At 67.0% G+C, this 26,297-nt stretch carries 26 protein-coding genes; 13 read left to right on the plus strand and 13 right to left on the minus strand.

Annotated elements, in window-relative coordinates:
• Positions 1 to 50 precede the first annotated feature (50 nt).
• The gene (locus ACQY78_RS18850) at positions 51 to 1,049 is read left to right on the plus strand and encodes a D-2-hydroxyacid dehydrogenase (RefSeq protein WP_428677562.1); all 999 of its coding nucleotides are present in this window, start codon (positions 51 to 53) and stop codon (positions 1,047 to 1,049) included.
• On the opposite strand, the gene ACQY78_RS18855 is transcribed toward ACQY78_RS18850, so the two are convergent.
• The 5 genes from ACQY78_RS18855 to ACQY78_RS18875 form a co-directional block, all read right to left on the minus strand.
• Positions 1,013 to 1,972 carry a CobW family GTP-binding protein gene (locus tag ACQY78_RS18855; protein ID WP_428677564.1) on the minus strand — a complete coding sequence of 320 codons (960 nt, stop codon included), beginning with the start codon at positions 1,970 to 1,972 and terminating at the stop codon, positions 1,013 to 1,015. The two genes, ACQY78_RS18850 and ACQY78_RS18855, sit on opposite strands and share 37 nt — an antisense overlap.
• On the minus strand, positions 1,969 to 3,618 hold the full coding sequence (locus ACQY78_RS18860; RefSeq protein ID WP_428677566.1) for an amidohydrolase: 1,650 nt from the start codon (positions 3,616 to 3,618) through the stop codon (positions 1,969 to 1,971). Before ACQY78_RS18860 ends, ACQY78_RS18855 begins: the two co-directional genes overlap by 4 nt.
• A gap of 88 nt (positions 3,619 to 3,706) precedes the next feature.
• Entirely contained in the window at positions 3,707 to 4,963 is a 1,257-nt protein-coding gene (locus ACQY78_RS18865; RefSeq protein ID WP_428677568.1) for an acyl-CoA dehydrogenase family protein, read from the minus strand.
• An 11-nt stretch (positions 4,964 to 4,974) separates the two neighbouring features.
• The gene (locus ACQY78_RS18870; RefSeq protein WP_428677570.1) at positions 4,975 to 6,105 is read right to left on the minus strand and encodes an acyl-CoA dehydrogenase family protein; all 1,131 of its coding nucleotides are present in this window, start codon (positions 6,103 to 6,105) and stop codon (positions 4,975 to 4,977) included.
• 303 nt (positions 6,106 to 6,408) lie between these two features.
• Entirely contained in the window at positions 6,409 to 9,552 is a 3,144-nt protein-coding gene (locus ACQY78_RS18875) for a Calx-beta domain-containing protein (protein ID WP_428677572.1), read from the minus strand.
• A 203-nt stretch (positions 9,553 to 9,755) separates the two neighbouring features.
• On the opposite strand from ACQY78_RS18875, the gene ACQY78_RS18880 reads away from it, so the two are divergent.
• From ACQY78_RS18880 to ACQY78_RS18890, 3 genes are all read left to right on the plus strand, one after another.
• Positions 9,756 to 10,844 carry a sensor histidine kinase gene (locus tag ACQY78_RS18880; RefSeq protein ID WP_428677574.1) on the plus strand — a complete coding sequence of 363 codons (1,089 nt, stop codon included), beginning with the start codon at positions 9,756 to 9,758 and terminating at the stop codon, positions 10,842 to 10,844.
• Complete coding sequence (locus ACQY78_RS18885) at positions 10,832 to 11,545, plus strand: LytR/AlgR family response regulator transcription factor (RefSeq protein WP_428677576.1); 714 nt, start codon at positions 10,832 to 10,834, stop codon at positions 11,543 to 11,545. Before ACQY78_RS18880 ends, ACQY78_RS18885 begins: the two co-directional genes overlap by 13 nt.
• Before the next feature lie 63 nt (positions 11,546 to 11,608).
• Positions 11,609 to 12,592: a quinone oxidoreductase family protein gene (locus ACQY78_RS18890; protein ID WP_428677578.1), complete on the plus strand. Its 984-nt coding sequence runs from the start codon at positions 11,609 to 11,611 to the stop codon at positions 12,590 to 12,592.
• A 40-nt stretch (positions 12,593 to 12,632) separates the two neighbouring features.
• Here ACQY78_RS18890 and ACQY78_RS18895 read toward each other — a convergent pair whose 3' ends face one another.
• Positions 12,633 to 14,222 (minus strand): ABC transporter substrate-binding protein, encoded by a 1,590-nt coding sequence (locus tag ACQY78_RS18895; protein ID WP_428677580.1) that lies wholly within the window; start codon positions 14,220 to 14,222, stop codon positions 12,633 to 12,635.
• A gap of 159 nt (positions 14,223 to 14,381) precedes the next feature.
• Here ACQY78_RS18895 and ACQY78_RS18900 point away from each other — a divergent pair, with 159 nt between their 5' ends.
• From ACQY78_RS18900 to ACQY78_RS18910, 3 genes are all read left to right on the plus strand, one after another.
• The gene (locus tag ACQY78_RS18900; RefSeq protein ID WP_428677582.1) at positions 14,382 to 15,248 is read left to right on the plus strand and encodes an isocitrate lyase/PEP mutase family protein; all 867 of its coding nucleotides are present in this window, start codon (positions 14,382 to 14,384) and stop codon (positions 15,246 to 15,248) included.
• 75 nt (positions 15,249 to 15,323) lie between these two features.
• Complete coding sequence (locus ACQY78_RS18905) at positions 15,324 to 15,764, plus strand: SET domain-containing protein (protein ID WP_428677584.1); 441 nt, start codon at positions 15,324 to 15,326, stop codon at positions 15,762 to 15,764.
• A gap of 76 nt (positions 15,765 to 15,840) precedes the next feature.
• Positions 15,841 to 16,020, plus strand: coding sequence for a hypothetical protein (locus ACQY78_RS18910; protein ID WP_428677585.1), 180 nt, complete (start codon positions 15,841 to 15,843; stop codon positions 16,018 to 16,020).
• A gap of 102 nt (positions 16,021 to 16,122) precedes the next feature.
• Here ACQY78_RS18910 and ACQY78_RS18915 read toward each other — a convergent pair whose 3' ends face one another.
• Both ACQY78_RS18915 and ACQY78_RS18920 read right to left on the minus strand, forming a co-directional pair.
• Positions 16,123 to 16,554 carry a DUF3775 domain-containing protein gene (locus ACQY78_RS18915; protein WP_428677587.1) on the minus strand — a complete coding sequence of 144 codons (432 nt, stop codon included), beginning with the start codon at positions 16,552 to 16,554 and terminating at the stop codon, positions 16,123 to 16,125.
• 83 nt (positions 16,555 to 16,637) lie between these two features.
• Positions 16,638 to 18,092, minus strand: a complete 1,455-nt coding sequence (locus tag ACQY78_RS18920; RefSeq protein WP_428677589.1) for an FAD-dependent monooxygenase — start codon at positions 18,090 to 18,092, stop codon at positions 16,638 to 16,640.
• 272 nt (positions 18,093 to 18,364) lie between these two features.
• Between ACQY78_RS18920 and ACQY78_RS18925 the strand changes: the two genes are divergently transcribed.
• Both ACQY78_RS18925 and ACQY78_RS18930 read left to right on the plus strand, forming a co-directional pair.
• Positions 18,365 to 18,577 carry a cold-shock protein gene (locus tag ACQY78_RS18925; RefSeq protein ID WP_425069255.1) on the plus strand — a complete coding sequence of 71 codons (213 nt, stop codon included), beginning with the start codon at positions 18,365 to 18,367 and terminating at the stop codon, positions 18,575 to 18,577.
• 192 nt (positions 18,578 to 18,769) lie between these two features.
• Positions 18,770 to 18,985, plus strand: coding sequence for a hypothetical protein (locus ACQY78_RS18930; protein WP_425069256.1), 216 nt, complete (start codon positions 18,770 to 18,772; stop codon positions 18,983 to 18,985).
• Positions 18,986 to 19,005: 20 nt separating this feature from the next.
• On the opposite strand, the gene ACQY78_RS18935 is transcribed toward ACQY78_RS18930, so the two are convergent.
• Together ACQY78_RS18935 and ACQY78_RS18940 are read right to left on the minus strand one after the other, a co-directional pair.
• Entirely contained in the window at positions 19,006 to 19,683 is a 678-nt protein-coding gene (locus ACQY78_RS18935) for a haloacid dehalogenase type II (RefSeq protein ID WP_428677591.1), read from the minus strand.
• Positions 19,684 to 19,739: 56 nt separating this feature from the next.
• Positions 19,740 to 20,348: a TetR/AcrR family transcriptional regulator gene (locus ACQY78_RS18940; protein WP_428677593.1), complete on the minus strand. Its 609-nt coding sequence runs from the start codon at positions 20,346 to 20,348 to the stop codon at positions 19,740 to 19,742.
• 187 nt (positions 20,349 to 20,535) lie between these two features.
• Between ACQY78_RS18940 and ACQY78_RS18945 the strand changes: the two genes are divergently transcribed.
• Both ACQY78_RS18945 and ACQY78_RS18950 read left to right on the plus strand, forming a co-directional pair.
• Entirely contained in the window at positions 20,536 to 20,688 is a 153-nt protein-coding gene (locus ACQY78_RS18945) for a hypothetical protein (RefSeq protein WP_298311609.1), read from the plus strand.
• 30 nt (positions 20,689 to 20,718) lie between these two features.
• The gene (locus ACQY78_RS18950; protein ID WP_428677595.1) at positions 20,719 to 21,723 is read left to right on the plus strand and encodes a 2-hydroxyacid dehydrogenase; all 1,005 of its coding nucleotides are present in this window, start codon (positions 20,719 to 20,721) and stop codon (positions 21,721 to 21,723) included.
• A gap of 43 nt (positions 21,724 to 21,766) precedes the next feature.
• Here the strand turns inward: ACQY78_RS18950 and ACQY78_RS18955 are convergent, their stop codons facing one another.
• Positions 21,767 to 22,033, minus strand: coding sequence for a GlsB/YeaQ/YmgE family stress response membrane protein (locus tag ACQY78_RS18955; protein ID WP_428677597.1), 267 nt, complete (start codon positions 22,031 to 22,033; stop codon positions 21,767 to 21,769).
• A gap of 183 nt (positions 22,034 to 22,216) precedes the next feature.
• On the opposite strand from ACQY78_RS18955, the gene ACQY78_RS18960 reads away from it, so the two are divergent.
• A complete protein-coding gene (locus ACQY78_RS18960) occupies positions 22,217 to 22,492 on the plus strand; it encodes a hypothetical protein (protein WP_428677598.1) in 276 nt (91 codons plus the stop codon).
• A 21-nt stretch (positions 22,493 to 22,513) separates the two neighbouring features.
• On the opposite strand, the gene ACQY78_RS18965 is transcribed toward ACQY78_RS18960, so the two are convergent.
• Positions 22,514 to 23,728, minus strand: coding sequence for an MFS transporter (locus ACQY78_RS18965; RefSeq protein WP_428686435.1), 1,215 nt, complete (start codon positions 23,726 to 23,728; stop codon positions 22,514 to 22,516).
• A 52-nt stretch (positions 23,729 to 23,780) separates the two neighbouring features.
• Positions 23,781 to 25,145 (minus strand): MFS transporter, encoded by a 1,365-nt coding sequence (locus ACQY78_RS18970; RefSeq protein ID WP_428677600.1) that lies wholly within the window; start codon positions 25,143 to 25,145, stop codon positions 23,781 to 23,783.
• 156 nt (positions 25,146 to 25,301) lie between these two features.
• Between ACQY78_RS18970 and ACQY78_RS18975 the strand changes: the two genes are divergently transcribed.
• A complete protein-coding gene (locus ACQY78_RS18975) occupies positions 25,302 to 26,279 on the plus strand; it encodes a Bug family tripartite tricarboxylate transporter substrate binding protein (RefSeq protein WP_428677602.1) in 978 nt (325 codons plus the stop codon).
• The last annotated feature ends 18 nt before the right edge of the window (positions 26,280 to 26,297 follow it).

The raw sequence follows: 26,297 nt of genomic DNA on the forward strand, positions 1-26,297 counted from the left end.
GAACCGTAGCACGGCTGTCATCTCGGTCGAAGGTTGGTTATCCTGCCGTCATGATCACTCTTCTGCTGTCGTCCCACGCGCAGCGTATCTGGGGCGAGCGCATCGCGGCCGCCGTGCCGCCGGGCACGCTCTCCTTCCTCACCGCCGAGGAGGCGCTGGCGGCCGAAGGGCCAAGTGCCGCCGACATCGCCTTCATGACTCGCGAAGTGACGGGCAAATCCAGCCCGAGCAACCTGACGCCCGAGCTACAGGGCTTCGACGCGGTGGTGCTTAAGTCGCCGAACCTTAAATGGCTGCAGATCCATCCGGCCGGCGCGGAGCGGCCGATCTATCGCGAGCTGCGGGCGCGGGGCGTGAAGGTGACGACCGCCTCGGGCGCCACGGCGGTGACCGTGGCGCACAGCACGCTCGGCGCCGTGATCGCGATCAACCGCCGTTTCCCGCTGCTCGCGGACGCGCAGCGCCGTCATGCCTGGGAGCCGCGGCTGGCTGAGCGCTCGCCGCGCGACCTCGCGGGCCAGTGCGCCGTCATCGTCGGTATGGGCCCGATCGGCCGCAACATCGCCTCGCTGCTCACGATGCTGGGGATGCGCACGATCGGCGTGCGCCGGACCGCCGAGCCGGTGGAGCCGTGCGAAAGGGTCGTCGCCTACGAGCAGTTGCACGAGGTGCTGCCGCAGGCCGACTGGCTGATCCTGTGCTGCCCGGCCTCGCCGGTGACGCGCGGCATCGCCAATGCAGCAGCCTTTGCCGCGATGCCCGGGGGCTCCCACCTGATCAACGTGGCGCGCGGTGAAATCGCGGTCGAGAAGGACGTCCTTGCGGCGCTGCAGGGCGGTAAGCTGGCCGGCGCCTATCTCGACGTGTTCGAGCGCGAGCCGCTCGATGCGGCGTCGCCGCTGTGGGATCTGCCCAACGTGCTGGTGTCGCCGCACACCGCCAGCCATTCGCTGGGTCAGAACGAGGCGATCTTCGGTATCTTCCTCGACAACCTGGCGCGCTTCCGCGCTGGTCAGGCGCTGCGCAACGACGTCGACAATCTCGGCTGAAGCGCCTGCTCCACGGCGTGCCGATCCAGGCGCGCCCGCAGCCCGATCACGACCAGCTTGCCCGGTCTCGCGCCGGCCGGGGCCTCGTCGATCTCGAAGCGCCGCCCGACGACATGCAACGCGACGGGACGGCCGTCGGGCTGAAGCAGGATGCCCTTGGCGCGCAGCACGCCGGTCGTGGACGCCGTGAGCCGCTGGCCTAGCGCCACGACGTCGATGTCGGCGGGCACGTCCAGTTCCAGCGACTCGTAGAGCGACGCCGCGTCCGGCGCCCCCGGGGTCGTGAGCGTATTGGACAGGCGCGGGGTCGCGTCGTCGCGCAGGCCAAGCAGCAGCTCCGGCGCGATCTCGGCCCGTGTCGCGGGGATGATTCGCGCCGCCTGGCTGTGCGCGCCGAGCCAGGTGAGCGTCTCCTCGAGAGATGTCGCGTCGACGAGATCGCAGCGATTGGCGATGACGAGATCGGCGGCGCTGAGCTGGCGCGTGATCGTGTCGCCGAGATAGGCGTCGTCCGCCTGGGTGCGCACCGTCTCGACATCGGCCATCACCACGATGCCGTCGATGCGATAGGGCAGCAGAAGCGTGACGGCGCTGGCCACCATGCCGGGCAGGGCGACGCCGCTGGTCTCCAGTACCACACGCTCGATGTCCGGCCGCTGCGCGGGCAGCGTCATCAGCACGTCCATCAGGTCCGAGCCGTAGCTGCAGCACACGCAGCCGCCGGAGATTTCCAGCGTGTCACCGCTCGACGACACGATCAGGTCGCGGTCGATCGGCGTCGCACCGAAATCGTTGACCAGGACTGCGAGTCGCTGGCCGTCGGCGGCACGCAGCAGGCGGTTGACCAGCGTCGTCTTGCCGGTGCCGAGATAGCCGCCGATCACCGTGACCGGCAGCCGTCCACGCGGTCGCGTCTCGCTCACGCTCCGTTGGCGGGGAAGAGGCGGCCGCCCTGCACGGTGCCCCAGATGCGCACGTCCTTGAGCTTGTCCGGGGCGATCTCCAGCGGATCGTCCTCCAGCACCGCGAAGTCGGCGCGCTTGCCGCACTCGATCGAGCCGACTTCTCCGTCGAGCTTCAGCGTCCAGGCGGCGCCCAGGGTGATCGTCCGCAGCGCGTCGGCCACTGAGATGCACTCGGTGGTGCCCAGCACGCGGCCGCTGGCGGTGCGGCGGTTGACGGCGCCCCACGCGGTGAAGAGCGGGCCGAGCGGCGTCACCGGCGCATCGGAATGGATGGCGAGCGGCACGCCGCTGGCCAGCGCCGTCGCGCAGGCGTTCATGCGCATCGCCCGTTCCGGGCCGACCGTCGTCTCGTAATGCTGGTCGCCCCAGTAGAAATGATGGTTGGGGAAGAGGTTGGCGCACATGCCGAGCCGGGCCATGCGCCGGAACTGGGCGGCATCGGCCAGCTGGCAATGCTGCAAGGTGAAGCGATGGTCGCGGGCCGGCTGGTCGAGCAGGGCGCCTTCCAGGCAATCGAGTGCCATCTCGGTCGCCTGGTCGCCGTTGGTGTGGCTGTGCACCAGCACGCCCTTCTGAAGGGCGAGCTTGTAGAGGCCGGCGATCGCCTCGGGCGGCGTGTACCACAGGCCGTTGGGCGCGCCGTTATAGTAGCCGGGCCAGCGCAGCCGCGCCGAGAAGCCCTGGATCGAGCCGTCGACGAACAGCTTGATGGCGCCCAGCCGCAACCGGTCCGTCGATTTGGCCTTCAGCTTCACGGCCATGTCGACCACCTGCTCGGGCGTCAGCGCTTGGAAGCGGCGGAACGACATGATGCGCACGGGGAAGCCTGCTTCGCCGGTCACGCGGGCCATCATCGATACGGCGTCGTCCGGCAGCAGGTTCGCGAGATCGGTCGCGGTGGTGACGCCCTGTCGCACGCAGAGCTTGGCGAAGCGCCGTAAGCCGGCCTCGTCGTTGGCGAGCGCCTCGCGGTCGAAGCCGACATGGGCGCCGACAATCGTCATCGCCTCTGGCCCTTTCAGCTCGCCGGTCGGCAGGCCGTCGTCGCCGAGGGGAATGCCGGGATGGTTCACGCCCGGCCGCAGCAGCCCGGCCAGTTCCAGCGCGCGGGTGTTCACGTTGAAGATGTGGCCGCTCGCATGCATCACGCCGACCGCGCGCGTCGTCGACACGCGGTCGAAGTCGGCACGCACGACGCGGCGGTCGCCGTAGTAGATCGGATCGAGGCCCCAGCCGGCGAGCGATTCCGTGGGCGAGCCGAGCTGGCGTTCGGCTTCCTGCAGGCGCGTCACCACGTCCTCGATGGACTGGGCACCGGGCCACACCTTGCCCTCGGGATCCATGCGGTCGAAGCGTCCGAGATAGGTGTAGCGCCAGAAGGTGCCTTCGGCGGCGTGGCTGTGGCCCTCGACGAAGCCCGGCATCAGCACCTTGTCGGCGAATGTGTCGTCGAGCGTGTAGGTGCCCCAGCCGGCCAGCTCCTCCAGCGGGCCGACGCCCAGGATGCGGCCGTCCCGGACCGCGACGTGCGTGGCCTCCGGACGGGCGGGGTTCATGGTGAGGATGCGGCGGGCGCGGAAGATCGTGATTGGGCTCGGTGTCATGCACCGGACAGTAGCGGTCACGCGGCGCGAGGCCAATCGGTAGTCAGAAAAGCGACGGCGGTATCGGATGACACCGCCGTCCGTCGCCTTATCTGACCGTGTTCCGCGGCACGTCGCGGAACGGCTTGGTGGTGTCGATGCTCGGCTCCTTGGGCATCTTGAGGACGCGCTCGGAGATGATGTTGCGCTGGATCTCGTCGGTGCCGCCGGCGATCGACGTCGCCGGGACCGAGACCAGGATCTCGGCGATGACGCCGTTCATCGGGCTATCGGAGCCGGACAACAAGGCATCGGCACCGGAGAGCTGGGTGTGCACGCGCGCGGCGGCGCGGGCGACATGGCTGGAGACCAGCTTGCCGAGTGAGCCTTCGGGACCCTGCGGCTTGCCCTGCTGGGCGGCGGCGCGGGCCCGACGGGCGGTCCATTCGGCGGCCTTCGACATGACCAGCAGCCGGGCGATCTCCTGGCGCACCACCGGATCCTCGAAGTGGCCGGTTTCCTTGGCCCGCTCGAGGATGAGATCAACCCGTCCGGCGCGCTGCGGATACCACTTGTAGGGCTCCATCGTGGTCGCGATCTCGGCGCGTTCCTCGTCATAGGCACGGCCCTTGCGGTCCGAACCCATGGCCCAGCTGCGCAAGCCATCGGCGCCGCGCCGCTCGTGCATCAGGGTCGTCGTCGTCACGGCCCAGCCGTCACCCACATTGGAGACCAGGAATTCCGGCTCGACCACGGCGTCGGTCAGGAACACCTGGTTGAACGAGGCATGGCCGTTCATCTGCTTCAGCGGCTGCACGTTCACGCCGGGCTGGTGCATGTCGATGATGAAATAGGAGAGACCCTTGTGCTTGGTCTGATCCCAGTCGGTGCGGGCCAGCAGCAGGCCCCAGTGCGCGTGATGGGCCGAGGTCGTCCAGACCTTCTGGCCGTTCACGATCCACTTGTTGCCCTGCATCTCGGCGCGCGTGACGGCGCCGGCCACGTCGGAGCCGGAACCCGGCTCGCTGAACAGCTGGCACCACGTATCCTCGCCGGTGAGGATGCGGCGCAGGTACTTCTCCTTATGGAGGTCCGTGCCGTGCGCCAGGATGGTCGCGGCGGCCAGGGTGCGGATGCCGGCCTTGGCGACGCCGATCGCGCCGATGCGCGCGAATTCCTCGTCGACCACAGGCACGAGGCCGGCCGGCAGGTCGCGGCCATACCATTCCTTCGGCCAGCCGGGGACGCCCCAGCCGGAATCGGCCAGCTTGTTGCGCCATTCGACGAGGCCGAGTTCGGGATTCCAGTTGGCTTCCAGCCAGGCGCGGACTTCGGCGCGGACGGAGTCTTCGGTGAGTTCGCTCATCTTCCTGCTCCTCAGGCGGCCCAGTGCTGCATCATCTGTTCGCGGTGGTGATGGGCATCGCCCAGCAGCACCTCCGAACTCTTGGCGCGCTTGAACCAGAGATGGGTGTCGTTGTCCCAGGTGAAGCCGATGCCGCCATGGATCTGGATCGCATGGACGGCGGTCTGCAGGGCGGCCTCGCTGGCCGCAGCCTTGGCGATCGATGCGACGGCTGCGATGTCCTCGTCGCCCTCGTCGAGCGCCGCGGCGGCGTAATAGGCGGCCGACTTCGCGAGTTCCACGTCGACCAGCATGTCGGCATGCTTGTGCTTCATCGACTGGAAGGAGGCGATCGGCCGGCCGAACTGCATGCGCATCTGCGCATAGGCCAGCGCATCCTCGCGCAGTCGCTCCGAGACGCCGGCCATCTCGTTGGCGAGGCAGACCGAAGCTTCGACCATGGTGCGGGCGAACGGCGCCGCTGCGGCACCGGCTTCACCCAGCAGCGTCGCCTCGACGCCCTTGAAATCCAGCCGCGCCAGCTTGCGCGTCGGGTCCATCACCTTGAGGTTCCGCCGCTCCAGTCCCTTGGCGTCACCCTTGACGGTGAACAGCGAGAGGCCCGCCTCGCCCGAGGTTCCGGCCGTGCGCGCCAGCACGACGATAAGATCGGCGGTGTGGCCATCCAGCACGTAGCTCTTGTGGCCATCGAGCGTCCAGGTGCCGCCGGTTTGCGTGGCCGTCATCCGGGTCGCTGCGCCCTCCCAATGGGCGGGGTCCTCGACCCAGGCCAGCGTGGCGATCGTGTCGCCCGCGGCAATGCCCGGCAGCAGCGCTTGCTTCTCGGCCTCGCTGCCGGCGTTCAGGATCGCGCCCGTCGCAAGTACGGCCGTCGAGAAGAAGGGCGCGCAGAGCAGCGCCCGGCCCATCTCCTCCAGCACGATACCGAGTTCGCCGAAGCCGAAACCCTGTCCGCCATATTCCTCCGGAATGCGCACCGCGGTCAGGCCGAGCTCGGTGTTGAGCTTGCACCAGGCGGCGGGCTCGAAACCGGCATCGGTTTCCATCAGGCGCCGCACCTCCTTGGTCGGCGAGCGCTCGCCGAGGAACCGGCGCAGGCTGGTCCTGAATTCTTCCTGCTCGCTGGAGAAGCTGAACTTCATCGAAAATCCTCCCAGCGCCGATTTTAGGCACTGGGAGGGATGATCGGAAGCTCCCGGGAAGCGTCGGGAACTGCAGGGCGAGACTTCGCCGGATTTAGAGTCTCTCCGGCGGAGAAAGAACCAGCTGTTCGAAAAAACCTCACCCTGAGGCGCGCTCCGCAGGAGCGCGTCTCGAAGGGTGAGCACGCGCACCGCATTTGTTGCCCATCCTTCGAGACGGCCACTTCGTGGCTTCCTCAGGATGAGGTTGGTGGCTCAATCCGAGACAAGAGGCCTTGGCAGCGTCACCTCTGAAGTTCGATCTCAGACGTGGAGCAAATCTATGTGAACTGTCGATGGATCCTGTGCGCCCGTGGCCACGAAACCGAAGCTCGTCTCGCTGTCATGGGCGATTGTCCCGTTGTACGAGGCGTTGCCGATGACATATCCGCTCGCGTCATGCGACACGATGACGGCATTCCAGATGTCCGTGATCTGGTTGCTCGTCTCGATCTTGATCTGCCAGCTGGTGACGTCGCTGGTCCCATCGTTCTCGAGCGTCACGTTGGCGTTGAAGCCGCCGGACCACGAGTTCGCGATCGCGAACACGGCATCGACATCTCCGGAGCTGGCCGGCGGCGTTGGGGTGGGAGTTGCGGGTGGCGTCGCCGCCGCATCGTCGTCGACGATGGTGGCCGTGCCGGTGCCGCGCGAGATGGTGGCGCCCACCGCATTGGTGAGCACGACACCGAAATGTTCGTTGCCTTCGACCAACTTGTCGGGCGAGATCTCGATCGTGATCGTCTTGCTCTGCTCGCCGACCGCGAAGGTGACGTGGCCGTTGCTGGCAATGAAGTCGGCCGCGCCGGCCTCGCCGTAGACCGTCTGGTAGTCCACCGTTACTTCCTGCGTCGCGGCCTCGGAGAGCGTGAGCACGAAGCTTGCCGTCGGACCGCTCGGCGTACCGCCATCGCCCGGCGCATCCTCGTGGAACTGGTATTCGATGGGCGTCAGGTAGCCCATCTTGGTCTGGTTCACGCCGCTCCAGTTGTCGGTCAGGATGCCGCCGGTATCACCGGAATTCGGATTCCACGACCAGAAAGTCCAGCTCGGCCCCTTCTGCCCGGCCGCCAGGTCGGACGTGCCGTCATTGTTGAAGTCGCCGCCGAGATAGGAGGTGATCGCCTCCAGCCACGGCGCGTCCTTCGGGTCGACCAGCTTGGTGCCGAACTCGCCGATCCACACGGGCGCGATGCCCTCCTTGTAGATGTAGCCCCACATCTGGTCGAACTTGGCGGGCAGGTTGGCCGGAAAGTCGGCGCCCTGGAACCACGGCTGCTTGTAGACCGAGTTGGGATAGTCGTGCGCCGAATAGACCAGCTTGTCGTCGAGCGCGAGATCGATCGGCCGGTCGCGCACGCCCATCAGATTGCCGCCCCACCAGTAGCTCTCGCCCTTGTAGGTGCCGACACCCTCGACGAAGATCAGCCAGTTGGCGTTGACGGTGCCGATGGCGTTGCCGGCGGTTTCGGCCGCCAGCGCCCAGTCGTTGGCGCCGCCGCCGCCCCAGGTGCCATTGTAGGGCTCGTTGTGCAGGTCCGCGCCGATGACCGCCGGGTCGTCGGCATAGCGCGCCGCCAGCATCTTCCAGTCGTTGACCCAGGCGGCCTGCGTGTACTGGCTGTCGTACCACAGGCCATTGTCGGACGTTCCGGCGCCGGCGTTGCTGCGATGATGGTCGAGGATGATCTTGAGGCCGACCTGGCCGGCATAGTCGACGATCTTGTCCATGATCTGCAGCGCCGACAGGCCCTGCAGGTCGGGATTCTTGTTGAAGTCGATGCCGTTGGGCGCCGCACTGGTGTGCAGCATCTCGCTCGAGAAGGGCAGGCGGATGGTGTTGAAGCCGAGATCGACCATCTGGTCCATCATGTCCTTGTAGCCGCGCGTCCAAAGGCCGTGCGGCGCGAAGGTCGACGATTCGAAGCCGAACCAGTTCACGCCGGCGATCTGCACCGTGTGGCCGGCCGAGTCGATGATCTGGTTGCCCGAGGTGCTGAGCCAGCCCGGCGCCGCGCCGGTGCCGGGATTGCCCTCGATCACCGAGGCATCGGAGATGCTGAGAGTCGGCAGGCTCGGCGTCGAGCTATCGTCGTTGACGATCGTGCCGATGGCGCCGCCATCCTGGATCGTCGCGCCAGTCGGCGCCGACAAAGTGAGCTTGAGTGTCTCGTTGGCCTCGACCGCGGTGTCGCCGGTGACCTGGACGTTGATGACCTTCGATGTCTCGCCGGCGGCGAAGGTCAGGGTCCCGGTCTGGGCAGTGTAGTCCTGGCCGGCCTTGGCCGACCCGTTGCTCGTGGCATAGTCGACCGTGACCGGCCCGGACGCCGCGGCCGACAGCGTGACGGTGAAGGCGAGGCTGCTGGTGCCGTTGCTTCCTTCCGTGACGGTGGCATCGGCGACGGAAATCCTCGCATCGTCGTTGACGATCGTGCCGACCGCGGCGGCATCGGCGATCTTGGCGCCTGCGGGCGTCGTCAGATTGATCTTCAGCGTCTCGTTGCGCTCGATCACCGTGTCGCCCATCACTGTGACGTTGATCACCTTGGAGGTTTCGCCCGCTGCGAAGGTGAGCGTGCCGGTCCGGGCGATGTAATCCTCGCCGGCCTTGGCGCTGCCGTCCGCGGTGGCATAGGTCACCGTGACCGGGCCGTTGCTGGCTTCCGAGAGGCTGACGGTGAAGGCGAGATTGCGGGTGCCGTTGTCGCCTTCCTTTACGGTGGCGTCGGCGATGGTGATCCGGGGCACGATGACGTCGTCGGTGAGGATCGTACCGACAGCCGCGCCGTCGGCGAGGGTCGCGCCGCTCGGTGAAGACAGGTTCAGCGTCAGGCTTTCGTCGAGTTCGCCCACCTTGTCGCCGTTGATCGTGACGCTGACGGTCTTCTGCGTCTCGCCGGTGGCGAAGGTGATCGTGCCGGACTTGGCCACGTAATCCTGGCCGGCCGTCGCGGTGCCGTTGGCGGTCGCGTAATTGACCGTCACCGGTCCGGTCGCCGCCTGGGAGAGGCTGACCGTGAAGACCATCTGCTTGGTGCCGCTGTTGCCTTCGACGAGCGACGCGTCGCCGACCGAGAGGGTCGGCAGGACCGGCGGCGGCACGCTACCGTCTCCGTTCAACGACAGGCCGGTCGCCGCCGTGCCGCCGGTAGCGCCCGGGGTCGCCTGGAAACCGAAGGTGACGTTGCCGCCCGACGGGACGTCCCCGTTGTAGGAGGCGTTGCGCAGCACATAGTGGGTGCCGACATGGCTGACGATCTCGGCGCCCCAGATGTTCGTGATGGCGAAGCCGGCGTCGAACTCGATCGTCCAGCCATGGGTCCCGGACGCGCCGCCGTCGACCGTCATGTTGCCGATGAAGCCCGAGCCCCAATTGTCCTTGATCGCGTACTTCACCGTCGCCATTGCCTGCCTCCACTCCCGTGCACGGATGCAAGGTTGCCATCGACTCTCTGACAGTAAATCTGCGGCCGCCGCCCTAGTCGGTGAACGCGGCAGGAAACTCGGCGAACGGCGCGGCCCGCGGCGGGAAGGGTGGCGCTTGCCTCGCCTCGCCAAATGCCCAATCTTCCGCCGGACGTCCGCTGCGTCCTCCGGAGTTTACGATCTTGTCCGCTTTCCTGCTTGCCCGGTGGAACGGCCTGCCCCTGTTCTGGCGGGCCCAGCTTGCGGGATGGGGCCTTTTCGCCCTCGTCAATGTCATGGCGCAGCGCGTGGCTTTCCACAGCTACGGCGTTGCCTTCGCCCGCACGGGGCTCATCCTTCTTTGCCTGATCGCGATCTCGACGGCGATGCACGCCGTTTACGTCTCGCGACCTTTCAGGGCCCGCGTGTCGCTCGGCGCCATGGCGCTGATCGGCCTGCTTTCGCTTCTCGGCGCACTGGCGACGGCAACCGCGATCGTGGTCGCCCACGAGGCCCTTCCCTGGCTCGTGACGCCCGACCGGCGCGGGGCCGAGGAGTTCCTCGTCCCGCTCGTGCATTATTTCTTCGTCCTGGCGGGATGGAGCCTCGCCTATTTCTGGCTGCGCGCCGAACTGGCGGAGCAGGCGGAGCACCGCAAGGCGATGCGCGCGCAGGCCGAGGCGCTGCGTGCCGAGCTCGAGCAACTGCGACTCCAGCTCGACCCGCACTTTCTCTTCAATGCCCTGAACGGGATCGCAGAAGAGATTCCCGAGCATCCGGCCGCGGCGCTGGAGATGCTGCGCAATCTCACCGCCTATCTCCGGCATTCGCTCGACGGCATCGATCACACGGTCGTAACCGTTTCGAACGAGGTTGCCGGCCTGATGGCCTATCTCGGCGTCCAGAGGGCGAGGTTCGGCAACCGCTTGCACACGCGTCTCGACGTGATGCCCGAGGCCGCGAAGTGGCGCATCGCGAGCTTCCTGCTGCAGCCGCTCGTGGAGAATGCCGTGAAGCACGGCCGGCGCGACGATGGCCTCGACCTCAGCGTCGCGATCCGGCTCTCGGGCGATACGCTCCATGTCGAGATCGAGAACAACGGCACGCTCGATACGACGCAGCGCTCGGCACGCCGCCGGCGCCCCGGCATCGGGGTGGAGAACGTGCGCCGTCGCTTGGCGCTGCACTATCCGGACCGGCATGCCTTCAGCTTAACCGAGATCGGCGAGCATGCCGGAAACAAGAAAGTGATCGCGACGCTCGAACTCAGGGGCGAGCCGTGCGGGTCCTGATCGTCGACGACGAGCCGCTGGCGCGCAACGCCCTGCGGCGGCTGCTGGCGGCCCATCCCGAGGTGGAGATCGTCGGTGAGGCCGACAGCACCGAGGCCGCCCGTGCTCTGGTCGCGAGCACAAAGCCCGACCTCGTCCTCCTCGACATCGAGTTGGGCGGAGGCCGCGACGGCTTCGACCTTCTCGACTCGCTGGAACGCCCGCCCATCGTGGTCTTCGTGACGGCTTATGCCGAACACGCGGTCGATGCCTTCGCGGTCGAAGCCGTCGATTTCCTGCTCAAGCCGGTGGAGCCGGCCCGCCTGGAGCGGGCGCTGGCGCGCGCGGTGCGGCAGCTCGCCCTGCAGGCGCTACCACCCGGCCCCGGGACGATCGAGCTCAGGACGCCGCGCCGGACCCTGCTCGTCGCGCCGGCCGAGATCGTGGCGCTCTGCGCCGACGGCGACTTCGTGCGCGTGTTCGTGGCCGGTCAGCCGCCGCTGATGATCCTGCGCACGCTGGCGCATTTCGAAGACGTGCTGCCGTCGGGCTCGTTCGTGCGATTGGGCCGCTCGGTGATGATCAATCGCGACCGGTTGCGCCGCGTCGATGCGCCGACGCGATCGACCAGCCGCCTCGTCCTCGAGGGCATGACCGACCCACTCGCCATCGGCCGCGCCGCGACCGCCCGCCTGCGCGAGGTGCTGGCGGAGAAGGGCTGACCGCCCGAGCGGTCTGGCACCGAAGCTGCAAGGCTCCTGCCGCAAACGTCGCGGGAGGACCTCATGAAGGCCGTCGTCATCCATGCCACCGGAGGCCCCGAGCAACTCGTGCTCGCCGATCTGCCCGATCCCGTGGCCGGCCCGGGCGAGGTCCTGATCGATGTCGCCTATGCCGGCTGTAACTGGGCCGACACGCAGGTTCGCATGGGCATCTATCCGCATCCCATGACCTATCCGATGGTCCTTGGCTTCGAGGTCTCGGGGACGGTGGCCGAGCTGGGACCGGGCGTGACGGGCGTGGCGGTGGGCGATCGCGTCGCGACCTTCCCCGACAAGGGCGGCGCCTATGCCGAGAAATGCGTCGCGTCGGCGAAAGGACTGATCAAACTGCCCGATGCGGTCGGTCTCGACGTGGGCGCGGCCTTTCCGATCCAGGCGCTGACGGCCTGGCACATGATGTGGACGATCTACGGCGGTATCGGGCCGGGCGATACGGTGCTGGTGAATGCGATCGGCGGCGGGGTCGGGCTGATGTGCACCCAGCTCGCGGTCCATGCCGGGGCGCGAGTCATTGGCACGACCGGCACGCCGGGCAAGGAGGCCAGGGCCCTGGCCTATGGCGCGTCGCGGGTCGTGGTGACCTCGCAGGAGGATTTCGAGCGTGCGGTGCTCGACTTCACCGGCGGCAAGGGCGTCGACCTGGCGATCGATTCCTACGGCGCCACGATGCTCGACCGCACGTTCGGTGTCGTGAAGATGCTGGGCCACATCATCAGCATCGGCGAAGCGGAGGGGCAGCCATTCAAGAACATCCGCGAGCGAATCCTGCCGCGCTCCCAGACCTTCACCCGCCTGCATCTCGGCCATATCGACCAGTCGTCGGCCGAGTGGCGGCAGGGTGTCGACCAGGTGGTGGCAGGCCTCGTCGAGGGCTGGCTGAAAGTGCCGATCGAGGGCGTGTTTCCGCTCAGCCAGGCGGCAGAGATGCACCGCCGCCTCGAAGGCCGGGGCGTGGCCGGCAAGCTGCTGCTGAAGGCGGGCGGCTAAAATTCTTCTCCTCCCCCGTCTGACGGGGGAGGAATTCGATCTACCGATCCAGCCAGACGTCCTCGAAACGCCAGTTGTTGTAGATGCTGTTGATGTGCAGCGTCACGTTCTTGACGTGCGGCTGCCAGCACCCGGCGATGCGGCCGTGACCGATGATCGGCCGGGCCACATCCTCCTGCAGCTTGCGGTCGATCGCCCAGACCAATTCCTGTCGCTTCTTGCGGTCGGTCTCGCGCGACTGTTCCTCGAAGAGTTTTGTCATCTCCGGGTCGCAGTAGTTGTTGTAGTTGCGCAGCGAGCCGCAGGCGTAGCCCTCGAACAGGGTCACGTCCGGATCGTCGACCGCGCTGCCGGTGAGGTTGAGCGCGACGACATAGTCCTTCTTGAAGACGCGATTGTAGTAGATCGTCGTGTCGATGATCTCGAGCTCGGCATCGATCCAGATCTGCTTGAGCTGGTCGATGAGGATCACCGCCGGGTCCTTGTAGGTGGCGATGTTGCGGGTGCTGACCTTGAGCTTCAGCCGCTTGTCGGGCCCGTAGCCGGCTTCCTTCATCAGCGCCCGGGCTTCTTCGCGGGCCTTCTCCACGTCTCCATAGCCGATCAGGCCCTGGAGCTTCTCCGGAGGCAGGCCCCAGACGCCGTCCGGCGGCGGCAGCAGGGCGCCGGCCATCTTGCCTTCGCCCTCGCTCAGGATCCTGATGAAGGCCTCGCGGTCGAGCGTCAGCGCCATGGCGCGGCGGATCCTTGGATCGTCGAAGGGCGCGACTTCGCGATTGACGATCAGGTTGGTGCTGACGCCGCTCTCGCGCATCGTGCACTGCGCCTGGGGCGCGTCGCGCTTGATGTTCTTGAGCAGCGGCACGGTGACGTCGGCCGGGAAGGTCATGTCGAACTTGCCGGCGACGAAGGACAGCATTCGCGTCGAGCGATCGGGGATGATCGAGAACTCGATGGCATCGAGATAGGGGCGGCCCGGCTTCCAGTAGTCCGGATTCTTCACCAGCTTGATGCCTTCGTTCATCCTGAAGTCGGCCAGCTTGAACGGGCCGGTGCCGACCGGCTTGCGCCGCATGTCGGCGGCCGGGATGTGGCAGGGATAGATCGGCGTGTAGCCGGAGGCGAGCAGCGCCAGCAGCGAAGGCTGTGGCTGCTTCAGGTGGAAGGTCACCTCGGATGGACCGTCCGCGGTCACCTTCTCGACGTTGCTGTACCAGGCGGTGCGCGGATTGCGGCGCAACTTGTCGGGCGTGAGGATGAGATCGAAGGTGCAGGCGACGTCGGCCGCCGAGAACGGCTTGCCGTCGTGCCATTTCACGCCGTCGCGAGTCTTGAAGACGAGCTTGCGGCCATCGTCCTTCGTCTCCCAGCCCGTGGCGAGATCGGGGACGATGGTGTCGAGACTGTTCTTCGGGGCGTTCTGGTCGAAGACGACCAGGTTGTTGTAGATCGCCATGAAGGGGACGGCGACCGAGACGGTCGACTCCTCATGGATGGAGGCGCTGGGCGGGGTGTCCATATGCTGTATGCGCAGCGTGCCGCCGCTTTTCTGCGCCCAACCGGCGCCAGCCCACCCGATGACTCCTGCGGCAATGAGGATCGAAGCGAAACGCGTCTTGTCGACTTTCATTTTGGTTTCCTCCCGACATTGTCGTGCTGTTGGTGCTTTTGGATCTCCGTTCGATTGCAGTGCGGCTGAAACCCTAGACCGCGTGCACGCGATGTGTCGACCGGCAGCAGGGGTCTGCTATCGTCCGCCGCCCGTTCTGAGAAACTCGAGGAGATCCAAGTGACAACAGCCCCCCAGCGTCTGCGCGCCCTGCTGGCCGAACCCGGCCTCGTCGTCATGCCGGCCGTGTGGGATGGGCTGACCGCCAAGCTGACCTATGGCGAGGGCTTCAAGACCGCCTTCCTCTCCGGCTCCTGTGTGGCCGCCAGCCGCCTGGGCGGTCCCGACCTCGATCTCGTCTCGTTCGGCGAGATGTTCGATTCCTTCAACATGGTGCACAGCGCGGCCCCCGACCTGCTGGTCCTGGCCGACGGCGATCACGGCTACGGCAATGCGATGAACGTGCAGCGCACGGTCAGTGCCTATGGTCGCGCCGGCGCCGCCGCGGTGCTCATCGAGGACAAGATCACGCCGCGCGCCCTCACGGCCGCCGGCAAGCCCTGCCTGCCGCGCGAGGAAGCGCGCATGAAGATCCGCGCCGCGGTCCAGGCCGCCAAGGAGTCCGGCATCCTGGTGCTGGCGCGTACCGACTGCCGGCCGACGCAGGGCATCGACGAGGCGGTGGCGCGCATCGAGATGTATGTCGAGGAAGGCGCCGATATCCTGTTCCTCGACTCGCCGGCCGACGACGAGGAGATCAGGCGCGGCATCGCCGCCGCCAAGGGCCGGCCGTCCTTCGCCGTGCTGTCGCCCGGCGCGCCGCGCGCCACGCCGTCGCAGACGGAGGCCGCCAAGCTCGGCTTCAAGATCGGCACCTATCCGACCGGCATGCTGTCGCCGGCCGCCGCTGGCATGAAGGCCGGGTTGGCCGCACTCAAGGCCGGCGAGGCGGAGAGCAAGAGCGCCCTGTCGCCGGCCGATCTGCGCACGACGCTGGGCTATGCCGACTACGACACCGCCGCCAAGCCGTTCATCGTGAAGGCCTGACGTCTGCCGCATTGCTCTGCCGGTCGGGCCCGGAGTATTCCACCGGGCCCGCCCGCGTCCTCGAGAGTGTTCAGCATGAAGCGCAAGACCAGCAAGGCGTTCGTCTATCTCGGTGCCTCCTCGATCCACGGTCTCGGCTGCTTTGCCGACATCGACATCAAGAAGGACGAGTTGGTCCGCGTCTGGGACGGCAAGGACAGCCGCTTCATTCCTCTCGCCAGGGCGCAGGCCTCGCCGCAGGTCCAGCTCATCAAGCGCTTCGGCATCCGAACGCGCCGCGGTTACTGGACGCCGCTCGATTTCCTGCGCATTTCGACCGGCTGGTACATGAACCACGACGCCGATCCCAACATCGCCTCCGACGATGGCGACGTGACCTATTACGCCCTGCGCGACATCAAGGCGGGCGAAGAACTCACCATGGACTACCGGCTCATGGACGAGGACCACGACAATCTCGACCGTGACGAGGTCGTCCCGGCCTCTTCGCGGGCAAAATCGCGCCGCCGCCGCTGAGAGAGACGTCGCTTAGAGATACGGGTTCGGCAACCCGGTGCGCGTCGCGTCGTTCGTCCTTTGAAGGAGGACCGACATGACCCAGGATCCCGACCCCAAGCCCCGCGACCGTCAGAATGTCGATATCGAGCGTGGCCCCGATGTCGAGGAGCGTGTGCCTCGGCGGGACGGCGAGACGTCCCGTACCGTGGGCCCCGAGGACGAGGATCGGCGCGTGAGGCCGGGAGAGAAGCGGCCCCACGGGACGATGCCGTGAGGTAGACGTTCGTTCGTCCTTCGGCGCTCTCGGACATTGCTCGCTTAGCGGCTTGTAACCAAGCCGCAGCCTGTCGCTTAAGGGGCTGAGCTTCGCTCAGCCCTAAAGGTGGTCCTTCTCGAAATCCTCGCAGGACAGGCCGAAGGCCGAAAGCCCGTCGGCCAGGTGGTCGGCGAGCAGGGGCTGGCCGAGCAGATAGACCGAGGTCCGCTCGTTGCGGGAGTCCCGTGCCTGAGACTTCAGATCTTCCCAATCCTCCAGGTCGCCGTCGCCGCGGCCGAGCCACAGCAGGGCGACCAGATCCACTTGTTCGTCCTCGTCGAGCGCCTCGATGAAGGCGATCAGCTCGGCCTCTGTCGGATCATCTTCATGCTCCTCCAGGACCGAGATCCCGCCATCGTCGGCGGCATTCGAGCCCGAATCGGGATCCGTCTCGACGTCCTGCCCATCGAATTCACGGGCTTTCACGATGATGTGGCAGACCATGTCGGTCGCGATCGCGAGGGCGGGCGGGTCCACGGTGGCGTCGGACATGACTTTTCTCCAGAGGGGCGGCGGGTCAGGCCCCTAACGGTACGGGCTCGCATACGTTGCTGGGGCCGTGCGCGGCCTTCGCTCTACAGCGCCAGCGCCGCCAGATAGGCTTCGGCGCGGGCGCCGTCCGTCGGCCCTCCGGCGAATCCGACATAGCCATCAGGCCGGATGAGCCGCAGCGTGTCCTGCGCCGGCGACGCCATGACGAGTTTGGGAAACCTCGCCGCCAGGGCCCTGACGAGTTCAGCCGGACCCAGCGCGGTATACATCCTGCCGCCTGCCCCTTCGGGAAGCGGGTGTGGCCAGCGTTCGCCCGGCTTCGGGCCGTGCGCGACAGTGCCGGGTTTCGCCGTGAGGGGACTGTCCGGGTAGCCGATGTCCATCTCGGCAAGTTGGTCGGCGACCTTGTGCCGGAACTGGGGGAAGCCGGCGGCGAAGCGCAGGATCGTGTTCCGCATGTCCTGCAGCAGTGGATTTCTCAGCGTCGCCGCCTCGGTCATCAGGCCGGCGTTTCTCAGGACACGGTCGCCGACGGCGCTTCGTTCGCGCGAGTAACTGTCGAGCAGCGAAGGCTTCGCCGCGCCCTCGATGACGAGCGCCAGCTTCCACGCGAGATTGAAGGCGTCCTGCATGCCGGTGTTCATGCCTTGCCCGCCCGCCGGGCTGTGGATGTGCGCCGCGTCGCCGGCCAGGAACACGCGGCCTTTGGCATAGTCCTTCACCTTGCGCTCGTTGATGCGGAAGGCGGCGAGCCAGACCGGATCCGACATGACGATGCCGGGCGACCCGCGGCGCGCCATCAACGCGTTGATCTGTTCGAGCGTCGGATCGGGATGTGTCTCGCCGTCCTTGGCCGGCCCCAGATCGGCGATCACCCGCCAGCGGTCGCCGGCGATGGGAAAGAAGGCCAGGATGCCGTCACGATGCCAGAAAATGTGGAGATGATCGGCGGGATCGAGCCCGGCTATATGCCCGTCGGCCAGTGCCCAGTGGGACTGCAGGGTCGAGCCTTCGAACGCGAAGCCCAGCCCATGCCGCACCGCCGAATGGGCGCCGTCGCAGCCGACCAGCCAATCGACGTCGAGCGTCTCGCTTTCCCCGCTGCTCTTCGTGAGGGTGGCCTCGACCGACGCCCCCGTGTCGCCGAAGCGGGTCAGCTCGACCGTTCGCTCGACCGTCACGCCGGTAGCGGCCAGCCGCTCCTCGAGCACACGTTCGGTCTCACTTTGCGCGATCATCAGCGCGTAGTCGAAACGACTGTCGATCAGGTCGAACGAGACTTCGGCCACGACGTCCTTACCGGTCGAGATCCGGGCGCCGCGCGCTTTCGTGCCGGCCGACAGGAAGGCCGTTGCGTAGCCGGCATCGTCGAACAGTTCGAGCGTACGGCTCCACAGGACGAGCGCCTTGGACTTGTCGGTGCGCTGCGCCGCCTTGTCGACGATGCGAACGGGAATCCCGAGGCGGACGAGTTCGTTGGCGAGCGTGAGACCGACCGGGCCCGCGCCCGCGATGAGCACTTTCGGTTTGTTCGCCATCCAACGCTCCTTGGCCCGTTCCGGCAGAAGCTTAGCTGCCCCTCCGGGCCGCGGCCAATCGGGCCTTGCAAAAGCCCGGTTAAAAGGCCATATGCAGCCAGTCGATAGACGGACAGACGATTTGGTCCGCGTTTCCGGCCTCGCCGGCAGCCCGCTCCACGAACTTTGATCCCGAAAACCAGTGCGAATTCGACGGCCGGCTGCGCGTTCCCTTAGTTTTTATGTGGGACGGCGCGCGGGTCAGCATATCTAAAGTAGTGAAAGGGTTACCCATGGCGACGGGAACCGTGAAGTGGTTCAATATTCAGAAGGGCTTCGGCTTCATCCAGCCGGACAACGGCGGTGCCGATGCCTTCGTGCATATCAGCGCCGTCGAGCGCGCTGGCATGAGCACGCTCAACGAAGGTCAGAAGGTCGAGTACGAACTCGTCTCCGATCGTCGCAGCGGCAAGATGTCGGCTGACAATCTGAAGGCTGCCGGCTGATCACGCGGCTGCCGGTGACGGCGGCCACGTAACAGCGACACGAGATAGCCCCGCACCCTCTGGGTGCGGGGTTTTTCGTTGGCTTGCGGCGAGTTTGCCTGCAGGTCGACACGCTTCTTGTACGCGTTCCCGACGGGGAAAGCGCATATGCCCCCTCATAGTCGACGGACCGGAACCGATGTGGAGGCCCCCATGGGCAAGAAATCCAGCAAGCGTACCGAGTACGTGCTGTTCAACGTCACCTACGAAGACGGCAGCCAGCGCTCCAATCGCCGCGTACCGCTCGAGGCCCTCGAAGGGCTCGAGAAGGATCTGCCCGCCCGCGAAATCATCGCGGAGCAGGATCGTGAAGTCGCCGAGAAGTCCGGCAAGCCTGCGCTCGTCATCAAGACGCTCGTGCGCGCCTGAGCGTCAGCCGTGAATCGCCCTCACCGGAGGATCGACACGGCTGCCTCAGCCACGTCCCTCACCTCGGTGAAGGGCAGCCATTGCGGGTCCATCGTCTCGGCCCGCCGATTGACCCAATAGGCGCGGATACCCAGCGCCTTGCACACCGCCATGTCGAGGGGCTGGCTCGCCGCGACATGCACCGTTTGCTGCGGCGTCACACCCAGCACGTCGTGAGCATAACGGAACAGGCGGAGGTCGGGTTTGTAGGCGCGCGCCTGCTGGGCGGTGATCACCGCGTCCAGGTCGAGTCCAAGGCTCGGCAGGCTGCCTGCGATCAGGTCGTCGTCGGTGTTGGAGATCGCCGCGAGACGCCAGCCGCCGGCCCGCAAGGCGGCGAGGGCGGCCGGCACATCGCCATGCGCCGGCAGTCGTGACAGTCCGGTGATCAGACCGTCGACATCCGCGTTCGCCATCGCCATCCCGCCGTCCTTCAGCGCGAAACGCAGGCTCTCGCGCAGCACGTCGCGATAGGGCCGCCAGGGTGGCGTGTCGCGCAGCCTGCGTCCCTCGCCATGGAAAGCGTGGATGAGAGGGCCCAGATTCTTCGCCGGCTGGCCGTGGCGCCTGACGATGTCGCGAAAGCACGCTTCGACGCCTTCATGCCACTGAACGAGTGTGCCGTAGAAGTCGAAGGTGACGGTTCGCGTACTCTCCATCCGCTGTTCCCTCACTTCGTGCCCGATCCGGTACAATGCGCTCAAAGACAATGTACTCAAACGCGCGCCGGTTCCGCTTCTTGTGGCGGGGTCTGCGGCAGCAGTCGGTCGATCGCCATGATCCAGACATCGCGCGCCTCTTCGACCGACAGGCCGTGGCGTTCACGCATGCGGGCCCAGCTTTCGAAGTCGGTGAGCTGCTCCAGCGCGATCTGCAGCATCTTGCGCTCGAACTCCGGAAGGGAAGCCAATTCGACACCGTAGATCAGCGCCAGGCGCGTCCACATGGCGTCGCGAATCCGGCCGATCCTCGCGCTCACCAGTTCCGATTCGTTCTGATGGTTCTGCAGCACCCGCCAGAGCGGGAGCCAGCGCTCGAAAAGATCGGAGCGCCTCTCGACCATGCCCCGCAGGCGCCTGGCGCGACTGCCGCCCGCGTGGCGATGCACGTCTCGGGAAAGCCCTTCGGCGAAGGCGTAGTCGGCGGCCGCGACGGTCAGCGCCAGCATGTCGTCGAACCGCCCGAAGACCGATCGCACGGAATATCCGGCACGCTTGGCGATCTGTGACGCCGTCGGCATTTCCGGACTCTCGTCCAGCAGGGCCAGATAAGCTTCGATGATGAGCTGTTTGGTCCGTTCGCTGCGGAGCGCGCGGCCGTCCATGCGGCGGGGCTTTGAGGGGCTCTCCGCGTACTGAACTGAAAGGGGCTTTTGCTCGCTGTTCGGCACCGTCTGCACCGCTTATCGGCCGCGGCCAGACGCCGAGGGTAGCCCGATTGTGCCCCCGTTGATGCCGCTTCGCCAGTGCGCGCGGCATGCAACTTCGCCGCGGTGCGGGCGTTGATCCGTGATGAGCAAAACCGTCCAGCGCACCCCCAACGACCGCCAGCACCAGGCGGCCCTCCGTGTGTCGACCAAGCAGATCGCCAAGGACGCGGTGCGCGGGGGCCCGAAGTCGGTGAAGAAGGACAAGCGACCGACCGGCCAGGGACAGAAGGGCTAGAGGAGCGCCGGAGGCAACCCGAGCCGAGCCGTGCGCGTCGCGGTCTTCAGCACCAAGCCCTACGACCGGCATTTCCTGGATGCCGCCAACGCCTCCGCTCGCCATGAGTTGGCCTATCTCGAACCTCGCCTGACGGTCGAAACCGCTGCCCTGGCGCAGGGCGTCTCGGCCGTTTGCGCCTTCGTGAACGATTCGCTTCCGGCGGGGGTTCTGGAAGCGCTCGCCCGACACGGCGTCCGCCTCGTGGCGTTGCGCTGTACCGGTTTCAACAATGTCGACCTCGTCGCCGCCAGGAAGCTCGGCATCACCGTCGCGCGCGTGCCCGAATATTCACCGCATGCGGTCGCCGAACATGCGGTCACGCTCGTTATGGCGCTGAACCGCCGCATCCACCGCGCCTATGCCCGTGTCCGTGAGGGCAACTTCGCGCTGGAGGGGCTGCTGGGGTTCGACATGAAGGGGCGGACGGTGGGAGTCGTCGGCACCGGACGGATCGGCGCCACCTTCGCGCGCATCCTGGCGGGCTTCGGCTGCACGATCCTTGCCGTCGATCCGGCGCCCGACCCGGCCTGCATCGCTGCGGGCGTGCGCTATGTCGATCTGCCCGAACTGCTCGCCGCCTCCGATATCATTTCGCTCCATTGCCCGCTGACGCCCGGAACCCGTCACCTGATCGATGCGGCTGCGCTTGCCCGCATGCGCCCGGGTGCGATGCTGATCAACACCAGCCGCGGCGCGGTGATCGATACGCCGGCGGTGATCGCGGCGCTGAAGGACGGCCGCCTCGGCCATCTCGGCCTCGACGTCTATGAGGAGGAGGCCGACCTCTTCTTCGAAGATCTGTCCGACAAGGTGATCCAGGACGATGTCTTCGCCCGGCTCCTGTCCTTTCCCAACGTTCTCATCACCGGGCATCAGGCGTTCTTCACCGCCGATGCTCTGCAGGGCATCGCCGGCACCACGATCGCCAACATCACGGGCTTCGAACGCGACGGCCGCGCCATCCACGAGATTTCGGTCGAGAAGCTCGCCTGACGCCCCCTGACGCCCCGAAGGGCGCAGGGAAGCGAGCGGGAGCCTAGGCCCGCCGCCCGCGCACCAGTCCGACGATCAGCAGCAGGATGATCGCACCCAGCGCCGCGAACAGGATTTCGCTGAGGAGTCCGCCGCCCAAGGTGAGCCCCAGACGAGGAAACAGCAGGCCCGCGAACAGCGCGCCGGCGATGCCGACCAGAAGGTCGCCCACCAGCCCGAAGCCCGTCCCCCGGACCACCTTGCCGGCCAACCAGCCGGCCACGATGCCTACGACGAGAATGACGAGAATGCTTTCGGCCGACATATTCATGGTGAGATCCCCTGGCCGTCCCGCGGACCCGCAGCACATCGGCTCAGGGTGAACGCGCTGTGACTCCGCGCGTTGCGTGCTGGTGTCCGGTCGCCGCAATTGCGCCGTCGCAGGGGTCTATGGCCCGGCTTGGCGGAGTCGCTATATTGCGGCCCGCAACCAGCCTTCGAGGAATACCAGTTCATGCGCCGCATCCTTCTGCCCCTGCTCTGCCTGTCCTTCCTGCCGGCCGTCGCCCAGGCCGCCGATCAGGCCGCCGCCTCGGCGTGTTCCGCGCAGCTCTCCAAGGACGGCCAGCTCCTCTACGGCAAGGTGGCGCCGACCATGACGCCCCAGACCGACATCAAGGACGCCCTCACCAGCGTCGCCCGTCCGATGGTGATGGGTGGCTCGATGTCGCGCGACACCGCCCGCGCCGCCGCCGAAGCAGCCGGTGAGTGCCTGAAGTTCCTGAAGTGACGCCTCGGCCGTAAGGTCACGTCACAACCCTGGCGGCGCTGGCTTTCTCCGTAAAGCCAGCACCATCGCTCCCGTGAGGGCGAGGCCTGTTGCCGCCATTACGACGATCGCCCCTCGCGAGCCGAGTGGGCTTGAAAGCGCACCGGCCGCGAGCTGGCCGAGCGGGCCGGTGCCGATGCACACGGTGACGACGCCCATCAGCCGGGACCGCATCTCGGGCGGTGCTTCGGTCAGCATCAGGGTCGATTGCATGTTGCTGAAGCCCGCCGTGCCGAAGCCGCCCATGATCAGCAGAGCCAGCGCCAGCCAGTAGGATGGCGACAGCGCCATGAAGATGAGCGCCACCATGAACAGCGCCGCGCCGCCGGCGAAGGCGAGGCGCCTGTCCAGGCGCAGGAGACCCGCCGCGATCAGCGCGCCGCCCATCAGGGCGCCCAGCGGCTCGCCGGCCGCCAGCAGGCCGACCAGCGCCGGCGAGACGTGGAATTCTCCCTGGCCAAGCGGCGCCACCAGGCCTGAATAGGCGAACGCAAAAGCATTGGTGACGATGGTGACGCCGAACACCAGCAGGATGGTGGGCCGCGTCCAGGCGAAGCGCAGCCCTTCGGCGATGTCGTGCGGAATGCGCACGAGGTCGAGCCGTCGGGTCAGTTGGGCATGCGCGAGGCCCGCGATGGCGAAGGCGCCGGCGAATTGCACGAGGGCGGTGACGGTGTAGGCGCCCTTCATGCCCAGCCATTCGAAGGCGATGCCGCCCAGCAGCGGGCCGACCGCGCGGGTCGCCGCCGAGGTGACGCTGTCGAGGGCGATGGCGTTGACGATGCGGTGCGGCCCCGCGACCTCGCCGACCATGCGCCGACGCGTCGACATTTCGGTGGACCACATGATGCCGGAGACGAGGTTGCCGAGCGCCACGTGCCAGACCGCGAGATGGCCGGTGACCGCAAGCGTCGCCAGCAAGGTCGAGATCAGCGCCGGGATGACCAGCGCCAGCATGAAGATCAGCTTGCGGTTCAGCGCCTCGGAGATGGCGCCCGCGAAAGCGCCGAACAGGAGCTGCGGGATCTGTCGCAGGGCGACGACGACGGTGACGGCAAAGGCGGAGTGTGTGACTTCCCAGGCGAACAGGCCCGACGCCAGCAGCTCCAGCCAGCGCATCGCGTTGGCGAAGGCGCCGACCAGCCACAGTCGCAGGAAGTCGGGTGAGCGCAACAGCTCCCGGATCGGCGAGTCCATTGCGGCCAAGGTACCCGCCGTTCGCCTCCAGGCGAAGCCCGGCGGGAGAATTTTACCGCCCGATCTCCTCCAGATTGACGCCTGCCGTCTCGATGCGGAACCACCAGGTGATCAGCGCGCCGAGAAGGGAGGTGAAGACGAGGGCGGTCAGCAGCACGTCGGTGCCGGTGTCGGCCAGGACCACCGGGAAGATGAAGGCCGTCAGCACGGCCCCCATCTTGGCAAAGGCGGCGGCGAAGCCCGCGCCCTTGGCGCGGATATGGGTCGGGAAGACCTCGCCGGCCAGCAGATAGGTCTGCGCGTTGGGCCCGAGGTTGGTCATGAAATTGAAAAGCATGAAGCCGCCGAACAGCAGCATCGTGCGCGCCGGCTCCTCGACATGGGATTGCAGCGCCGCCATCGCCAAACCGGCCGCGCACCCGAGAAACCCCAGAACCTGCAGCCGGATGCGGCCGACCCTGTCGGACATCAGCACGGCGGCGAGGATGCCCACGATCAGCAGCGTGTCGACCAGCGCTGCCCCCTTCGCGCCCTGGAGGTCGCGGGCGATCAGCGCCGACACGTTGTGGGCGTTGGTGATCTCGTGACCTATCGTGTGGGCGAGGATCGTCGGCGTGAAGATGCCGATGCCATAGGTCCCGAGGTCCTGCAGGAACCACGGCACGGAGGCGAGGATGGTTGCCCGCCGGTTCTTGCTGTCGAAGAGATCGCTCCAGCGGCCGCGCCGGTGATGGCTGCGATGGGGGGACTCCGCCAACTCGGCCAGTCGCACCTGCTTGGGATATTGCGGCTCGCGCTTCAGCAGGCGCCGAAGCTCGTGCTCGGCCTCGGCGCGGCGGCCGCGGCTCATCAGCCACTGGCCGCTGTCGCTCACGAACAGGCGGGCGCACACCACGAACGCGGCCGGGACGATGACCATGGCATACATCCAGCGCCAGGCGCCGAGTGAGGGTTCCAAAGTCAGGATCACGCAGCCCAGCGCCGTGCCGGCCAGCGCGCCGATCGCCTGGAAGGCGAAGGCGCCCAGCACGAGCTTGCCGCGGTCGCGGCTGGGAATGCTCTCCGAGATCACGAGATGCGCGGTGGGATAGTCGCAGCCCAGCGCCACGCCGACGCCGAACAGGAAGACGACCAGCCAGCCGAAGCTCGGCGCGACGGTCAGTCCGGCCAGGAAGATGAGGAAGACCAGCATCTCGATCACGAACATGCGGCGGCGGCCGTAGACGTCGGCCAGCCCGCCCAGGGCCACGGCACCGACCATGATCCCCGCCAGGGTCGCGGCGCTCACGATGCCCTTGCCCGCGGGCGACAGGCCGAACTCCTCGACGATCAGCGGCAGGGCGACGCCGGTCATGAACACGACCATGCCTTCGAAGAACTTGCCGGCGGTCGCAAGCGTCCAGATACGCCATTGCATCTGGGTCATCGGTACGCTGGGGGTGGGGGTGCCGTCGGGCCAGGACGGGGTCTGATCGATATACGCCTGTACGCTTTTCGGCTCTCTCATCTGGACAGAGTAGCGGATGCCGCTACGCTCCGTGTTCATAAAACAAGAAATGAACGAGGAAACACCATGAAGAGACGGTTACTGCTGGCCGCTGCGCTGGCCGTTCCATCGGTTGCTGCGCCGTCGATCGTGCGGGCGCAGGGAACATGGCCCGCCAAGACCGTGAAGTTCATCTGCCCCTTCGCGCCCGGCGGCGGCACCGACACGGTGAGCCGGCTGATGTGCGACCAGCTCTCGAAGGCCTTCGGACAAACCTTCGTCGTCGACAACAAGGGCGGCGCCGGCGGCAACATCGGCACGGTCGAACTCGCGCGCGCAACGCCCGACGGATACACGCTGGGCCTCATCTCGGTGGCGAGCCATACGCTGAACCCGATGCTCTATTCCAGACTGCCCTACAATCCGGACAAGGACATCGTGGCGATCTCGCGCGTCGCGATCCTCGCCAACCTGCTGGGCGTTACGCCCTCACTGCCGGCCAACAACGTCGCGGAGCTGATCGCGCTCTGCAAGAAGGAGCCGGGCAAGTATTCCTTCGCGTCGTCGGGCCCCGGCACGTCGCTGCACCTGAGCGGCGAGCTGTTCAAGAAGATGGCCGGCGTCGACATCATCCATGTTCCCTACAAGGGCGCCGGTCCGGTCTATTCCGATCTCATGGCGGGCGTGGTGAACATGATGTTTGCCAACATGCCCTCGATGCTGCCGCAGGTCCGCGGCGGCAAGCTGAAGGGTCTTGGCGTCACCTCGGCCCAGCGCTCGAAGGCGGCGCCCGACATCCCGGCGATCGCCGAGACCGTGCCGGGCTATGTCGCCACCTCCTGGTACGGAATCGGCGCGCCAGCCGGCACGCCCGAGCCGATCCTCGCGAGACTGGAGACAGCTATCGCCGAGGCGTTGAAGTCGCCCGAGATCCAGAAGCGCTGGAACGACGATCTCGGCCTCGATCTGCCGCCGCCCGGCCGCGCCGGCTTCGACCAGTTCCTGGCCGAGGACCGCAAGCTCTGGGAGCCCGCGGTCAAGGCCTCGGGCGTGAAGCTCGACTGACCCTCTTCGGGAGTAGAT

This window comes from Reyranella sp., assembly GCF_965279625.1.
GTDB lineage: Bacteria > Pseudomonadota > Alphaproteobacteria > Reyranellales > Reyranellaceae > Reyranella.

What these genes read in the sequence shown, in the direction of transcription:
- ACQY78_RS18850 (WP_428677562.1), top strand. Translation starts at nt 51, where the DNA reads ATGATCACTCTTCTGCTGTCGTCCCACGCGCAGCGTATCTGGGGCGAG.
- ACQY78_RS18860 (WP_428677566.1), bottom strand. Translation starts at nt 3,618, where the DNA reads ATGACACCGAGCCCAATCACGATCTTCCGCGCCCGCCGCATCCTCACC.
- ACQY78_RS18865 (WP_428677568.1), bottom strand. Translation starts at nt 4,963, where the DNA reads ATGAGCGAACTCACCGAAGACTCCGTCCGCGCCGAAGTCCGCGCCTGG.
- ACQY78_RS18870 (WP_428677570.1), bottom strand. Translation starts at nt 6,105, where the DNA reads ATGAAGTTCAGCTTCTCCAGCGAGCAGGAAGAATTCAGGACCAGCCTG.
- ACQY78_RS18875 (WP_428677572.1), bottom strand. Translation starts at nt 9,552, where the DNA reads ATGGCGACGGTGAAGTACGCGATCAAGGACAATTGGGGCTCGGGCTTC.
- ACQY78_RS18890 (WP_428677578.1), top strand. Translation starts at nt 11,609, where the DNA reads ATGAAGGCCGTCGTCATCCATGCCACCGGAGGCCCCGAGCAACTCGTG.
- ACQY78_RS18895 (WP_428677580.1), bottom strand. Translation starts at nt 14,222, where the DNA reads ATGAAAGTCGACAAGACGCGTTTCGCTTCGATCCTCATTGCCGCAGGA.
- ACQY78_RS18905 (WP_428677584.1), top strand. Translation starts at nt 15,324, where the DNA reads ATGAAGCGCAAGACCAGCAAGGCGTTCGTCTATCTCGGTGCCTCCTCG.
- ACQY78_RS18910 (WP_428677585.1), top strand. Translation starts at nt 15,841, where the DNA reads ATGACCCAGGATCCCGACCCCAAGCCCCGCGACCGTCAGAATGTCGAT.
- ACQY78_RS18915 (WP_428677587.1), bottom strand. Translation starts at nt 16,554, where the DNA reads ATGTCCGACGCCACCGTGGACCCGCCCGCCCTCGCGATCGCGACCGAC.
- ACQY78_RS18920 (WP_428677589.1), bottom strand. Translation starts at nt 18,092, where the DNA reads ATGGCGAACAAACCGAAAGTGCTCATCGCGGGCGCGGGCCCGGTCGGT.
- ACQY78_RS18925 (WP_425069255.1), top strand. Translation starts at nt 18,365, where the DNA reads ATGGCGACGGGAACCGTGAAGTGGTTCAATATTCAGAAGGGCTTCGGC.
- ACQY78_RS18930 (WP_425069256.1), top strand. Translation starts at nt 18,770, where the DNA reads ATGGGCAAGAAATCCAGCAAGCGTACCGAGTACGTGCTGTTCAACGTC.
- ACQY78_RS18935 (WP_428677591.1), bottom strand. Translation starts at nt 19,683, where the DNA reads ATGGAGAGTACGCGAACCGTCACCTTCGACTTCTACGGCACACTCGTT.
- ACQY78_RS18940 (WP_428677593.1), bottom strand. Translation starts at nt 20,348, where the DNA reads ATGGACGGCCGCGCGCTCCGCAGCGAACGGACCAAACAGCTCATCATC.
- ACQY78_RS18945 (WP_298311609.1), top strand. Translation starts at nt 20,536, where the DNA reads ATGAGCAAAACCGTCCAGCGCACCCCCAACGACCGCCAGCACCAGGCG.
- ACQY78_RS18955 (WP_428677597.1), bottom strand. Translation starts at nt 22,033, where the DNA reads ATGAATATGTCGGCCGAAAGCATTCTCGTCATTCTCGTCGTAGGCATC.
- ACQY78_RS18960 (WP_428677598.1), top strand. Translation starts at nt 22,217, where the DNA reads ATGCGCCGCATCCTTCTGCCCCTGCTCTGCCTGTCCTTCCTGCCGGCC.
- ACQY78_RS18965 (WP_428686435.1), bottom strand. Translation starts at nt 23,728, where the DNA reads ATGGACTCGCCGATCCGGGAGCTGTTGCGCTCACCCGACTTCCTGCGA.
- ACQY78_RS18970 (WP_428677600.1), bottom strand. Translation starts at nt 25,145, where the DNA reads ATGCAATGGCGTATCTGGACGCTTGCGACCGCCGGCAAGTTCTTCGAA.
- ACQY78_RS18975 (WP_428677602.1), top strand. Translation starts at nt 25,302, where the DNA reads ATGAAGAGACGGTTACTGCTGGCCGCTGCGCTGGCCGTTCCATCGGTT.